14 protein-coding genes and 1 pseudogene are annotated in these 13,105 nt (G+C 64.1%); 7 read left to right on the forward strand and 8 right to left on the reverse strand.

Features of this window, described 5'->3' with window-relative positions:
• Nucleotides 1–13: 13 nt before the first annotated feature.
• The 4 genes from AC1DUB_RS18805 to AC1DUB_RS18820 form a co-directional block, all read right to left on the reverse strand.
• Nucleotides 14–727 carry a YebC/PmpR family DNA-binding transcriptional regulator gene (locus tag AC1DUB_RS18805; protein ID WP_011483840.1) on the reverse strand — a complete coding sequence of 238 codons (714 nt, stop codon included), beginning with the start codon at nt 725–727 and terminating at the stop codon, nt 14–16.
• A 147-nt stretch (nt 728–874) separates the two neighbouring features.
• Nucleotides 875–1,339, reverse strand: coding sequence for an EVE domain-containing protein (locus AC1DUB_RS18810; protein WP_477730796.1), 465 nt, complete (start codon nt 1,337–1,339; stop codon nt 875–877).
• 115 nt (nt 1,340–1,454) lie between these two features.
• Nucleotides 1,455–1,730, reverse strand: coding sequence for a YkvA family protein (locus AC1DUB_RS18815; protein WP_477717309.1), 276 nt, complete (start codon nt 1,728–1,730; stop codon nt 1,455–1,457).
• Between the two features lie 163 nt (nt 1,731–1,893).
• Nucleotides 1,894–3,360: an RNB domain-containing ribonuclease gene (locus tag AC1DUB_RS18820; protein WP_477717308.1), complete on the reverse strand. Its 1,467-nt coding sequence runs from the start codon at nt 3,358–3,360 to the stop codon at nt 1,894–1,896.
• 254 nt (nt 3,361–3,614) lie between these two features.
• Here AC1DUB_RS18820 and AC1DUB_RS18825 point away from each other — a divergent pair, with 254 nt between their 5' ends.
• Both AC1DUB_RS18825 and AC1DUB_RS18830 read left to right on the forward strand, forming a co-directional pair.
• Nucleotides 3,615–4,073, forward strand: a complete 459-nt coding sequence (locus tag AC1DUB_RS18825; protein WP_477717307.1) for a carboxymuconolactone decarboxylase family protein — start codon at nt 3,615–3,617, stop codon at nt 4,071–4,073.
• Nucleotides 4,074–4,181: 108 nt separating this feature from the next.
• Nucleotides 4,182–4,586 carry a cupin domain-containing protein gene (locus AC1DUB_RS18830; protein ID WP_477717306.1) on the forward strand — a complete coding sequence of 135 codons (405 nt, stop codon included), beginning with the start codon at nt 4,182–4,184 and terminating at the stop codon, nt 4,584–4,586.
• A gap of 97 nt (nt 4,587–4,683) precedes the next feature.
• Here AC1DUB_RS18830 and AC1DUB_RS18835 read toward each other — a convergent pair whose 3' ends face one another.
• The 3 genes from AC1DUB_RS18835 to AC1DUB_RS18845 form a co-directional block, all read right to left on the reverse strand.
• A complete protein-coding gene (locus AC1DUB_RS18835) occupies nt 4,684–5,664 on the reverse strand; it encodes an NADPH:quinone reductase (protein WP_477717305.1) in 981 nt (326 codons plus the stop codon).
• 107 nt (nt 5,665–5,771) lie between these two features.
• Entirely contained in the window at nt 5,772–6,182 is a 411-nt protein-coding gene (locus tag AC1DUB_RS18840; RefSeq protein ID WP_477717304.1) for a ribonuclease catalytic domain-containing protein, read from the reverse strand.
• Between the two features lie 142 nt (nt 6,183–6,324).
• On the reverse strand, nt 6,325–7,497 hold the full coding sequence (locus AC1DUB_RS18845) for a citrate synthase (RefSeq protein WP_477730797.1): 1,173 nt from the start codon (nt 7,495–7,497) through the stop codon (nt 6,325–6,327).
• A 141-nt stretch (nt 7,498–7,638) separates the two neighbouring features.
• On the opposite strand from AC1DUB_RS18845, the gene AC1DUB_RS18850 reads away from it, so the two are divergent.
• The 5 genes from AC1DUB_RS18850 to AC1DUB_RS18870 all read left to right on the forward strand — a co-directional run bounded on the left by AC1DUB_RS18850 (nt 7,639) and on the right by AC1DUB_RS18870 (nt 12,185).
• Nucleotides 7,639–8,592, forward strand: coding sequence for a 2-hydroxyacid dehydrogenase (locus AC1DUB_RS18850; protein WP_477717302.1), 954 nt, complete (start codon nt 7,639–7,641; stop codon nt 8,590–8,592).
• 46 nt (nt 8,593–8,638) lie between these two features.
• Nucleotides 8,639–9,625: a Bug family tripartite tricarboxylate transporter substrate binding protein gene (locus AC1DUB_RS18855; RefSeq protein WP_477717301.1), complete on the forward strand. Its 987-nt coding sequence runs from the start codon at nt 8,639–8,641 to the stop codon at nt 9,623–9,625.
• Nucleotides 9,626–9,630: 5 nt separating this feature from the next.
• Complete coding sequence (locus AC1DUB_RS18860) at nt 9,631–10,359, forward strand: fumarylacetoacetate hydrolase family protein (RefSeq protein ID WP_477717300.1); 729 nt, start codon at nt 9,631–9,633, stop codon at nt 10,357–10,359.
• Complete coding sequence (locus tag AC1DUB_RS18865) at nt 10,356–11,120, forward strand: SDR family oxidoreductase (RefSeq protein ID WP_477717299.1); 765 nt, start codon at nt 10,356–10,358, stop codon at nt 11,118–11,120. The genes AC1DUB_RS18860 and AC1DUB_RS18865 overlap by 4 nt, the downstream gene beginning before the upstream one ends.
• 90 nt (nt 11,121–11,210) lie before the next feature.
• Entirely contained in the window at nt 11,211–12,185 is a 975-nt protein-coding gene (locus AC1DUB_RS18870) for a Bug family tripartite tricarboxylate transporter substrate binding protein (RefSeq protein ID WP_477717298.1), read from the forward strand.
• 487 nt (nt 12,186–12,672) lie between these two features.
• On the opposite strand, the pseudogene AC1DUB_RS18875 reads toward AC1DUB_RS18870, so the two are convergent.
• Nucleotides 12,673–13,086 (reverse strand): annotated as a pseudogene (locus tag AC1DUB_RS18875) (amidohydrolase family protein); the annotation flags it as partial.
• Nucleotides 13,087–13,105 lie beyond the last annotated feature (19 nt).

Below are 13,105 nucleotides of genomic sequence, written 5' to 3' on the forward strand. Positions count from 1 at the left end.
CGAGCTTCAGAGCTTAGCCCGCCAGGCCCACAAACACGTTCTGCACATCGTCGTTCGCGTCGATGGCGGCCAGGAAGGCTTCGACTTCTTCCAGGTGTGCGGGGTCAAGGCTCGCGGGGTCAATCGGGTTCTTGGGTTTGTAGCCCAGCTTGGCGGAAATGACCGTGAAGCCCTGGGCGGGCAGGGCGCGGCTCACCAGATCGAGATCGGTGGGGGCGGTCAGGAACAGCGTGGTGCCCTCCTCGTGGCCCGGCTCAAAGTCCTCGGCGCCCGCTTCAATGGCCGCCACTTCGGGGTCGCTGCCCGCAACCACGGGCTCGGCCTCGATCATGCCCACATGGTCAAAATCCCAGGCCACCGAGCCGGAAGCGCCCAGGTGACCCTTGCGAAACAGTACACGCATTTCAGGCGCGGTGCGCTTGACGTTGTCGGTCAGGCATTCCACCATCACCGGCACCTGATGCGGCGCAAAGCCTTCGTACATCACGTGCTCGAAATGCACCGCCTCGCCCGTGAGCCCCGCGCCTTTCTTGATGGCCCGCTCCAGCGTGTCCTTGGGCATGGACACCTTGCGTGCCTGCTCCACGACCAGGCGCAGACGCGAATTGGAGGCCGGGTCGGCCCCGCCGCGCGCGGCGACCATGATGTCCTTGGCCAATCGTCCGAACAGCTTGCCCCGGGCATCGGCGGCCTGCGCCTTGCCTTTTGCTTTCCACTGTGCACCCATGATTCATGTTCCTTAAAGTTGTAGCGTCTTCGACGTGTATTTAGTATTTATATAGATATAGGGGCTGGCCAGGAATGCATCATTCATCTGCGTCTTCGCGTCCCCGCACCCACCGAAGCAAAGGTCATCCGCAGCTTGCTTTTAGCGCTACGGGATGCCCAGCAGTTTACAGATGACCCGCCAGTGCTTCGGCTCAACCGGCGTGATCGACAGGCGGTTCCCCCTGCGCAGCACCACCAGGTCTGCAAGGGCGTCATTGGCGCGCAGCTCGGGCAGGGTGAGGTTGCGCGTCTTGTGCAGCACCTGCACATCCACCAGCAGCCAGCGCGGCTCCTCGGGCTTTGACTTGGCGTCGTAGTAAGGCGACTTCGGGTCAAACTGCGTCGGGTCAGGGTAGGGCGTGGACGCCACCTGCGCAATGCCGACGATGCCGGGTTCGGCACAACTCGAGTGGTAGAACAGCACGCCGTCGCCGACGCGCATCCCGTCGCGCATGAAGTTGCGCGCCTGGTAGTTGCGCACGCCGACCCAGGGGATCGTGGCCTTGGGGGCCACCAGCGCATCGTCCACCGAGCATTCCTCGGGTTCGGATTTCATTAGCCAGTAGTTCATGGTTTGATGAGGTGTCAAGGCTTCACGATCTGCACGGATAAGGGCGCCACCCCTACGCATCAGTGGCGCGGCGGGGGCGTTTCAGCCCCCAGCTTAGCCGAACACCGGCCCGGTGTCAGCCGGTGCGGCGCCTTGCCGCTGCCTGGGCAATATCCGGCGGCAGGCGCCTGAGCATCCAGCGGATCGCCAGCGGCACCAGCACCAGGTCATCAACCGCGCCAATCACGGGCAGCACATCCGGGATGAGATCAATGGGCGAGAAGAGGTACAGCACTATCAGCGCGGTGCCCAGCTTCAGCCAGCCCGGTGCGTCGGGGTGGCGCAGCGCAAACCACAGCTGCCGCGCGTCGCCGCGCAGCACGGCCCACAGCAGGGTCAGGCGTTTCAACATGACAACTCCTCGATGACCGGCCCCGGCGGGCCGTGTTCAGCCTGGTTGGTGTTGCATGCTTGACGGATAGCGTGCAACACCACACTAGATGGCGCCGGCCGTGCCCGCTGCAAGGGCTTGTTCACCGGGCGTTACATTCCGCTCATCGAGCCGTGTGCGGAGCTCAAGCGTGTTCGAAATCGATATAGCTTTTTTCTGCATCCACCGCCACCAGCCTGACGCGCACCGTGTCGCCCACGTCCAGCCCTTCAAAACCGCGCACCACCCGGCCTTCCAGCATGGGGCTGCTAATGCGCACGTAGGTACCTTTGGCCGCGGCGCCGGTGACGATGGCGTCGAAGACCTCGCCAATGCGCCGCTGCAGCAGCCAGGCCCCTGCGGCCTTCAGCACCTGGCGCTCGACCTTGCTGGCGTTGTCTTCCTGCAGCGTGCAATGCCGGGCGATCCCGGTGAGCTGTTCGGCCGAATAGGGCGGCGCCTCGCCCGCGAGGGAGGCCTTCAACAGGCGCTGCGTCACCAGGTCGGGAAAGCGCCGGTTGGGCGCGGTGGAATGTGCGTAGTCGTTCACCGCGAGCCCGAAGTGCCCCAATCCGTTGGCCTCCGCTGTACCGGTGGTAGCGGGTGCGGCCGCGTACTCGCCCGAGCCCAGCATCTTCACCACCGCCAGCGACAGATCGGCGAAACCGGCTGGGTCGGCCAGGCGTCGCGTGCACAGGAAGCGGTCGAGCGCCAGAGCATCGGGCGCCGCGGGCAGCTGCACCCCATGGCTAGAGGCCAGCGCGACGATGCGGTCCCAACGGCGCGGCGCCTGCAGCAAGCGGCGCAGCGAGGGGAAGCCCTTGTCGACCAGAAAGCGGGCCGTCGCGCCGTTGGCCGCAATCATGAGGTCGGCGATCAGGTCCTTGGCGCGGTTTTTCTCGTCGGGGCGCAGGTCCGTCAGTTGCCCGTTCTTGAACACCGGGCGGGCGGACACCGTGTTGACATTCAGCGCGCCGCGCGTCTGGCGCCATTGCCGCAGCTGGCCGGCCAGTGCGTCGTGCAAACGCACCTGGTCCTCCAGTCCCGGGACGCTGGCGATCTGCGGCGGTGGCGGCCCCACATCGTCGAGCCACGCCGAGACGGCGTCGTAGGTGAGCTTGGCGCGATTGAGCACCGCCGCCCGGTAGATGTTTGATTCGGACACCGTGCCGTCTGCCGCTACCTGCATGTCGACCACCACCGCCAGGCGCTCCTGGCCTTCGTGCAGCGAGGTGAGGTCGGTAGACAGGACCTCCGGCAGCATCGGGAACACGCCCGCCGCCGTGTACACCGAGGTGGTGTTGACGGCCGCATGGCCATCCACCGCGCCGCCGGGCCGCACCATGGCATCGACATCGGCCACGGCCACCCGCAGGCGCGTGCTGCCAGCGGCCAGCGGCTCGGCCACGCTCAGCTGGTCGAGGTCGCGCGTGTCGTCGTTGTCAATCGAGAACCAGGTCAGATGGCGCAGGTCGTGGATGGTGCCATTGCGTTCAGGGCCCGTCCGGCGCGCGGCTTCGGCCTCTTGCAAGGCCTGCGGCGCAAAGGCGGGCAGCAAACCTCGGGAGCGCATCGCCTCGACGGCGATTCGGTGCAGATTGATGGTGTCCATAAGGTGCCAGTGGGTGATTTGTAGCAATGTACCCGCTGGTGATGACCGGGACGGCGTTGTCGGGGCCAGCGCACCTCGACAAGCTCGCGCAATCAGTTGCCACCCCTGAACTCACCCCTGAACCGCTGAAAAAGTTTTAAAAAAGCTGCTGAAATTGCAATAAGCAGGGCAGCTTGTGTCACAAAACGGCACCGCCAGCCGTCTTGTAGGTATGTGCATCTCAATTCCGAGTCACTTAAACCCGAAGGAAACACATGACCGAAGCTCGACTCCCCTGGACCCAACTCGCACCCAAGGCCTACCAGGCCATGGCCAGCGTGGGAGCCGCAACCGCCACCTCAACCATGGGCATGCCCCTCATCGAACTGGTGAAGACCCGTGTGTCGCAAATCAACGGCTGCGCCTTTTGCGTCGATATGCATGTGCGCGATCTGCGCAAGCACGGGGAAACCTGGCTACGCATCAACAGCCTCTCGACCTGGCGCGAAGTCGGCTTTTACAGCGAGCGCGAGCGCGCTGCATTGGCCTGGGCCGAAACCATGACCCGGCTCGCCGACGAGCATGGCGACCACGACACCGCCTTCGCGGCGCTGCAGGGCCAGTTCAGTGAACAGGAAATTGTCGATCTCACCTGGGTTGTCGCGCAGATCAACGCCTGGAACCGCATGGCGGTGGGCATGCGGCAACCGCCGTCCGGCAAGCCGCTGGAGTGACCGGAATCCCTTGAGCCGCAACCGGCATCTGCAATTCACCCCCGTCGGGAGCGGGCTCGCGTGCATGCGCGTGGGCCCGGTCTCGCCAACAAACTTGAAGAGTCATCCATGAAAAAAATCTGCATCCCCCTGTTTCTGGCAACAAGCGCGCTGTTCGCCCAGCCAGCCTTGGCCAGCGGCATCGAGGGCGTCAGCGTCACGCCGCTCATGTCCAAAGACCTTTCCGACCTGCCCGGCAAGGAAGGCCTGGTCATCACCGTGGACTACGCACCCGGCGCTGCCGACCCTGTGCACCGCCACCGCGCACACGGTTTTATCTACGTGCTCGAAGGCTCCATCGTGATGCAGGTCAAGGGCGGGAAAGAAGTCACGTTGACACCTGGGCAGACTTTTTATGAAGGCCCCAACGACATTCACACCGTTGGCCGCAACGCCAGCACCACCCAGCCCGCAAAGTTCCTGGTGATGCTGATCAAAAAGAAGAAGGCCGAGGTCCTGGAACTCGTGAAGTGAAGTGACGTGAAGTGAGTTGAGCAGGGCCGGAAAATCGGGCTCAAAAAAGCGGTACGGGGTCCGGATTTTTGGTCACCAAACCTGAACCGCCTGGCGGTCAAGGCAAGTCCAGGACAACGTTGCCCACCACCTTCCCGCCTTCAACGGCCTCGTGCGCGCCAGCAATATCGTCCAATGCAAAGCGGGCGCCTACCGTGTGCAATAGCCGCCCCTTGGCCAGCAAGTCGGTCAGGTTTTTGATCGCCATCTGCCGGTCGACCGGGGTGAGGTCATAGACCAGAAAGAATCGCAAGCTGATCGAGCTGAACAGCAAAGTGCGAAACGGAACCGGCGCGTCGCCATACGCATTCGAGCCATAGCAAACGAGCGTGCCATGAGGCGCGAGCGCGCCGTCGGGCAGTAACTGTAGGGTGGACGAGAAATCCATGTCGACGATGGCGTCCACGCCGCGGCCGGCAGTGAGCTCCTTCACCCGCTGCGCGACAGGCTCGGTCTTGTAGTTGATCGTCGCTTTGACGCCGGCATCCAGCGCGTGCTTTGCTTTCTCTACCGACCCGACGGTGCCTATCACCTCCGCACCGCCAATGACTGCCAGCTGCGCAGCATAGTGACCAACCGCAGACGACGCGCCGATCACCAATACGGTTTTTCCGGAGATGTCGCCCAGCAGGTGGATCGCCTGACAGGCGGTCATCGCCGGGATGCCGAGGCAGGCGGCAGCCGCAAAATCCGTCGTGACCGGCAGCCTCACGGCCTGCGCCTCGGGCAGCGCAATGTATTCAGCGGCGGTGCCCATCGGTCGCTGCCATTGCCCATTCCAGATCCAGACGCGTTCGCCAACTCGGCTGGACGACACACCGTCGCCCACCATGTCAATCACGCCGGCGCCGTCGCTGTGCGGCACGATGCGCTCGGTGCCCAGCGGCCGGCCAAGCCTTGACTTGACATCCGAGGGGTTGACGCCCGACGTCGCAAGTTTGACGCGAACTTCTCCCGGTGCGGGCATCGGCGTTGGCAGTTCGCCAACCACCAGGACCTCACGGGCCACACCGTTTTTTGAATACCAGGCAGAACGCATGATGACTTTGTCCTAATTTGTTGTCTTCATAAGCACAGATTGATTGAAGAGAAAGCCGCTAAAAGCCAAATTGAGGATACAAGAAAATATGGGAACTGGGTATCGCCTCATTGGGGGTTGGTTGCGACTGTCAGGGTAGGGCGTGGACGCCACCTGCGCAATGCCACCATCGCCAGGCGTTCCTGCCCTTCGTGCAGCGAGGTGAGGTCGGTGGACAGGACCTCCGGCAGCATCGGGAACACGCCGGCCACCGTGTACACCGACGTGGTGTTGACGGCCGCATGGCCATCCACCGCGCCGCCGGGCCTCACCATGGCATCGACATCGGCCACGGCCACCCGCAGGCGCGTGCAGCCAGCAGCCAGCGGCTCGGCCACGCTTAGCTGGTCGAGGTCGCGCATGTCGTCGTTGTCAATCGAGAACCAGGTCAGATGGCGCAGGTCGTGGATGGTGCCATTGCGTTCAGGGCCCGTTCGGCGCGATTTGTTTCTTGCCCAGTGCGACACCGAAAGTCCCAACGTATCATCTCCGGCACCCAGAACCTGAACGATGCCGCAATCCGACTGATCGCCATGATCGCCATGATCGCGAAGGTGCTGACCGTGGGTTCTCGCTTTTTGGTCGTAACCATCCGCCAGAAGCTCGAACCACGCAGAACCCCTAGTTGCGGGCGCTCTGCGCCATGTCAGGCATCTGGCCCACATAGCGGCCCCGTGGGCGGATCACTTGCGCCACGCCCAATTGTTCCAGGCTGTGCGCCAACAGTCCCACGCTACGCGCCGTTGCGAACAGGCCAAAGGCCGCATCGGCGGGCAGTCGATGATGCGCAACCAGGGCCGCCAAGGCTACGTCTATGTTGGGCTGCAAACCGGTCAGCATGGTCACCTTTTCTATGAAGCGCGCGATCACGTCCGGGGGCTCGAACAACGCCAGCAAGGTGGCTGCGCGCGGATCACCGTCGGGATAGAGGTGGTGGCCAAAACCTGCCAGAGGCAGGCCGGTCGACAGGTAGTGGGCGAGCACCTGGTCCTCCCCTAGCCGTTCCACTTCGCTGAACAGCGCCTGAACTCGGCCTGAGGCATCGCCATGCAAGGGCCCCGAGAGGGTGGTCAATCCAGCCAGGAGGCAAGCCGGCAACGAGGCACCTGTCGAGGCCGCAATGCGTGCGACAAACGCTGAACTTGTCAACTCGTGGTCGACCAGCAAGACCATGGCCGTTCGCAACAAATCGGCCACCTGCGTCGATTGCTTCCACGCTTGCGCAAAGCGCAGATGCAGCGGTTGGCTCCCGTGCCGGGCACCGAACGCATTGGCCAGCTGACCCACCAGACTCTGGCCCTCGCTGTGCAGCACCCGGGTCAAACGTCCACGGGTCGAATGCCCGGTGGCGGCCAAACTGGCCAAGGCCGTGAAAGCAGCGACTCGCCCAGGCGAGCCCGAGTGCATCTGCGCAGATGCCGCAGAGGACGAAAAGTCGAGGGGTAGCTCGGCGGCCCACAACAGTTGAGCCACGTCTTCCAGGTTGGCCGACCGGGCCAGGTTCACCGCATCCTGGCCCCGGTAATACGGGCGCCCGCGAAAGAACGCGCACAGGGCCGTAGGGATGCTGGGCTCCGAGCCGAAGAGCGTGTTGGCGGCCAGGGTTTCATGTTTGCGGCCGGCCTGTTTGCGTTTGGCCAGGCCGGCAACATCCTCGGCGCGGTAAAGGCTACGGCGCGTATCGGCCGGATCGGGCATGACCTCCAGCTTGCCGCGGCTCACGTAGGCGTAAACCGTTTGAGGTCGCACACCAAGTAGGTGGCACGCCTCATTCATCGAAATCCAGGAAGCCATGGTCGAGCTTAAGAAATTTATATATATTGATTTTATACATCAATATTGACCAATTTATCAATCATTTACTAACATGCCCACATCTTTGAAAAAGCACCTTGAACACATTGGCCTCGTCTGCCCCCACTTGAATGAATTGACATGAAACCTCAGCTCCTCCAGCTCAATCCCATCCTGATCCCTGCGATCAACGACAAGCTCGCATCGCTCTACACCGTCCACAAATTCTTCGAGGTGACGGACCAGCAGGCCTGGCTGCGTGAACATGGCGCATCCATCGCCGCCGTGATCACCGGCGGGCACACCGGCATTTCGCAAGCGATGCTGGAGCAGTTGCCTGGCCTCAAGGTGGTGGCCGTCAATGGCGTCGGCACCGATGCGGTGGATCTGGCCTACTGCCGAGGCCGTGGCCTGCCCGTCACCGCAACCCTGGGTGCGCTGACCGAAGACGTCGCCGATCTGGCCATTGGCTTGCTGATCGCTGCCTGCCGAAACCTGTGTGCCGGCGACCGCTTCGTGCGCGACGGCCAGTGGGAACTTCGCCCCCAGCCCAGCGCCATCCCTCTTGCTCGCCGGTTCAGCGGTATGCGCGTTGGTATCGTCGGTATGGGTCGGGTTGGCCGCGCCGTCGCGGTTCGGGCGGCGGCCTTTGGCTGCCCGATCAGCTATACCGACCTGCGCCCCATGGACGACATAGCGCACCGGTTTGTGACTAACCTGGTGGACCTCGCGTATGACTCCGACGCGTTGGTGCTGTGCGCGGCGGCAGACACCGCCGAAGGCATCGTCGACGCGGCCGTGCTCGAAGCGCTCGGCCCACGCGGCTTCCTGGTCAACGTCGCCCGCGGCCGCCTGGTCAATGAGGCCGACCTGACAGAGGCGCTGGCGGCCGGCCGCATCGCCGGTGCGGGCCTGGACGTGTTCGTTGACGAACCCCGCGTTCCCCTGGCGCTGCGCCAGTCCGACAGCGTGACCCTGCAGGCGCACCGCGCCAGTGCCACCTGGGAGACCCGGACCGCCATGGGCGAGATGGTGCTGGCCAGCATCGCGCAGGCCCTGGCCGGCGAGCGCCCGGCGATGAGCCTGACCACCTGAGCTGGCAAAAAAAAAGAACACCACAGAACACCCAGGAGACAAATCCATGCATTTCCCCCGGTTCAGCCGATACTTCCCGCTCAGCCTGGCCATCGCCCTCGGCCTGATGGTGGCCGCGCCCGCCTTCGCGCAGGCCTACCCTTCCCGGCTGGTGACGCTGGTGGTGCCTTTCCCGCCCGGCGGCGGCACCGACACGGGCGCGCGCATCATCGCCGAGCAACTGGGCAGGCGCTGGGGGCAAACCGTCGTCATCGAGAACAAGGGCGGCGCAGCGGGGCAGATCGGCGCAGACCTGGTCGCCAAGGCCAAGCCGGACGGCTACACCCTGCTGCTGGGCAACATTGGCACGCAGGCGATCAATCCATCGCTGTATCCCAAGATGCCCTACAACCCGGACACGGCGTTTGCGCCCATCTCGCTGCTGGCCGAGCTGCCGCTGGCCATGATGGTCAACCCGGCCGTCCCGGCGAACACGGCCGCCGAATTCATCACCCTGGCCAAGTCCCGGCCGGGGCAGCTCAGCTACAGCAGCGCGGGGGCCGGCGGGGCACCGCACCTGGTGGCCGAGATGTTCAAGGAGCAGACCGGCTGCTTCATCCTGCATGTGCCTTACCGGGGCGGCGGTCCGGCCATCGCCGATCTGCTCGCCGGCCATGTGCAGTTGTCCTTCATGACGGTGCTGGAAGCGTCCGCGCATATCAAGGCCGGCAAGCTGCGCGCCCTGGCCGTGACCGCTGACAAGCGCGTGTCGGCGCTGTCCGACGTGCCCACGCTGTCGGAAACCGTGCTCCCCGGCTTCAATGCCATCTCGTGGCTGGGCTTGCTGGCCCCCGCCGGCACGCCACCGGCCATCGTGGACAAGATCGCGGCCGACGTTCGCAGCATCCTGGCGGACGAAGCGGTCAAGGCGCGCTTCGTGTCGCTGGGCGGCGTGCCGCGCGCGACCACCCCGCAGGAATTCACCCAGCTGATCGCAGAAGACAGGCGGCGCTACGCCCAGATCATTCGCAGCCGAAAAATCTCCACGGAATGAGCGCCATGACGGAGCTTGTTTTCCCCGCGCCTGCGCCGACGACCCTGGCCGTGACTGGCAGCACGGCGGTTTTTCCGGTGGGCCGCGTGTTTTGCATCGGCCGCAACTACCGCTGGCGTCAGGACGAGGCCACGCCCCTGGAGATGCCCGCCTGGTTCATGAAGCCCGCCAACGCGGTGGTGCCTGCGCACGGCGTCCTGCCTTACCCACCGGAGACAGACGACTTTTGCCATGAGATCGAGCTGGTCGTGGCCATCGGCCGTGGCGGCCGGAACATCGCCCCGGCCGATGTGGAGCCGCATCACATCTGGGGCTATGCCGCCGGGCTCGATCTCACGCGGCGCGACCTGCAGCAGCAAGCCAAGCGTGCCGGTGGCCCTTGGGAGGCCGCCAAAGCCTTCGACCACTCGGCCCCCTGCACACCCCTGGTACCGGCTGCGGCTTGCGGCCATCCGAGGCAGGGGAGCGTGTGGCTAACGGTCAACGGCATCGAACGGCAGCGCGCCGACCTGTCCGGCCTCTTGTGGCCGGTGCCCGAACTGGTGGCGATGCTGTCGCGGTCGGTGACGCTCGCGCCCGGCGACCTGATCTACACCGGCACACCCGCGGGCGTGGGCCCACTGCAACCTGGCGATGTTGTCCAGGGCGACGTGGCGGGCATCGGCCAGTTTTCCATGACCGTGGGCAGCACCAGCCCCGGAGATTCAACACCCATGACAGGAGACTCCCTTTGAACACCACCACCCCCAAGAAGATCGCGCTGGTCACAGGTGCAGGCAGCGGTATCGGCCGCGCCGCGGCCCTTGGCCTGCTTAACGACGGCTGGAGCGTCGTCCTGGCCGGCCGCCGTGCCGAGCCCTTGCAGGCGTTGGTGGCCGAGGCCCAAACGCGTGGCCAGACGGCGATGGCCGTGCCCACTGATGTGAGCGACCCGGTCAGCGTGGAGGCGCTGTTCGCCGCCATCGAGCACCGCTTCGGCCGACTCGATCTGCTGTTCAACAATGCCGGCGTGAACGCCCCGGCGGTGCCGATGGACGAGTTGCCGCTGGACAAATGGTTCAGCGTGATCAACACCAACGTGACCGGCGTGTTCCTGTGCGCGCGCGCCGCTTTCGGGCTGATGCGCCGCCAGTCGCCGCAGGGCGGACGAATCATCAACAATGGCTCGATCTCGGCGCACACGCCGCGCCCCTTCACCGCGCCCTACACCGTCAGCAAGCACGCGGTGACGGGCCTGACCAAGGCCGTGGCACTGGACGGGCGAGCCTTCAACATCGTGGCCAGCCAGATCGACATCGGCAATGCGCTGACCGAACTGTCCGAGCGCATGACCCGCGGCGTTTTGCAGGCCAACGGCACGGTCGCGCCTGAACCCATGATGGACGCCAACCACGTGGCCAACGCAGTGCGTCACATCGCCGCGCTGCCGCTGGACGCCAACGTGTTGAACATGACCATCATGGCCAGCGCCATGCCCTACGTCGGGCGCGGCTGAGAGCCAGGTGCAGAGCGTGTAGCGCGAAGGTATTTCATTGATTCCGCCGGCGCTTGATGACGATTGACCCAACCACAAAAGGAGACTTTCATGCAACTCACATCCCTGTTAAAAATCCTTGCCGTCTCGGCATCCCTGACCGTGGTTCCGACCCTGGCATCGGCCCAGGCCTATCCGACCCGCACCATCAAGATCATCGTGCCCGCCCCGCCGGGCGGCGCGATCGACACCATTGCCCGCGTCGTTGGAGACAAGATCGGGGCGGCTATGGGTCAGCCGGTGATCATCGAAAACAAGCCTGGCGCATCCAACAACCTCGGCACGGATGTCCTGGCCAAATCAGCACCCGATGGCTACACGATCGGCATCGTGGGCGGCAGCCACAACACCAACAAGTTCCTGTTCAAAAACCTGGGCTGGGACCCGGAAAAAAGCTTCGAGCCCATCATCTACACCCACGAGGTCCCTCTGGTGTTCGCCATCTACCCGCAGATTCCCGCCAAGACACTGCCCGAGTTCGTGGCCTGGATGAAAGCCAATCCAGACCAGGCTAAGGTAGCCACCTCTGGCCGCGGCAGTGCACAGGAAATGGCGGCCGAGATGTTTCGCATGGCGAGCGGTGCGCCCATGCTGCTGGTCCCCTACAAGGGCTCTTCCGCCGCCCACCCGGATCTGCTGGCCGGGCGCACCGCGCTCTACATCGACACGATCAGCGCCATCCAGTCGCAGGTAAAAGCCGGCAACGTACGAGCCGTTGCGGTGTCAACCCAGAAGCGAAGCATGTCTCTGCCGGACGTGCCGACCGCGAACGAACAGGGGCTCAAAGGCTATGATGCCAACACGAATGGAGGGTTCCTGGCGCCGGCCGGAACACCCAAGGCGATTGTCGCCAAGCTCAATGCCGAGATCAACGCAGCGCTGAAGCTGCCTGACGTGCGAGCCAAGCTGGAGGCTGCGGGTATCGAGATCCAGGGCGGAACGCCGCAGGAGTACGCCGCGGTGATCAAGTCCGACCTCGCCAAGTGGGGCAAGGTCGTCAAGGAGGCGGGCATCCAGCCGGAGTGAGTCAGGGGCTATGGCCGGATTCTGTCCAAGGCGACTCGACGCACCATGTGTTGGCGATGACCGTTTGGACGAGACGGCGCCATCGCAGATTGGCCAGGCTGGTCACCTCAAAGGAGTGAGCGTGTAACCGTCAGCTCAAAGACGCTCAACAGTGCCATGGCATGTATAGGCAAAATCGCGGAACAGAAGACGCCGTTCATGCCCGCCATTGTTGGTGCACCGGCCCGGACTTTTCGCGGGCTACGCAGAGCTGGTTAGAACTGGTGTTAGCGCTGAGTATCGGCTTTGGCCAACTCCCGGCTGCTTTCGTCGACGCAATCATCGCCACATTGCTGGCGGCCAGCCTGTAAATGCGACCGTCCAGCTTGGAGCGAGCAGTTCCGACAGGCAAAAGTCAGCAGTCAGTCCTGACCTTCCCCCTGGTGCAAACGCGCAAATGACTGGAGCCGCCCAAAGCAGCCGTTACGACTCATCCTGTTAGGCATTCTCATTGATGTGAGAAACCAACCTCGTTCGGACGTCCTGCCAACTGCAACCTAGCCACCACCTCCGCCGTCTCCGCCACCAGCTTCCCCTTCCTCCAGACATTCAACCGGATCGCTTCAACAGGGTCCCGCGCCTGCAAGAGCACAAAGCTCGCATCGCATCCCACTTCCAGCCCATAGCCCTGCAGGTGCATCACCTTCGCGGCATTGGTCGTCACAGCGTCGAAGCATTGGCGGATGCCTTTCTGGCTCGTCATCCGCGCCACATGCAGGCCCGTGTGCGCCACTTCCAGCATGTCGCCCGAGCCCATGCCGTACCGCGGGTCCATTACGCAGTCCTGGCCGAAGGCGACGTTGACGCCTGCGGCCATCAGCTCGGGCACGCAGGTCATGCCGCGGCGCTTGGGGTAGGCGTCGCGAAGAACCTTTATTGAT

The organism is Polaromonas sp. P4_F9, assembly GCF_056401235.1.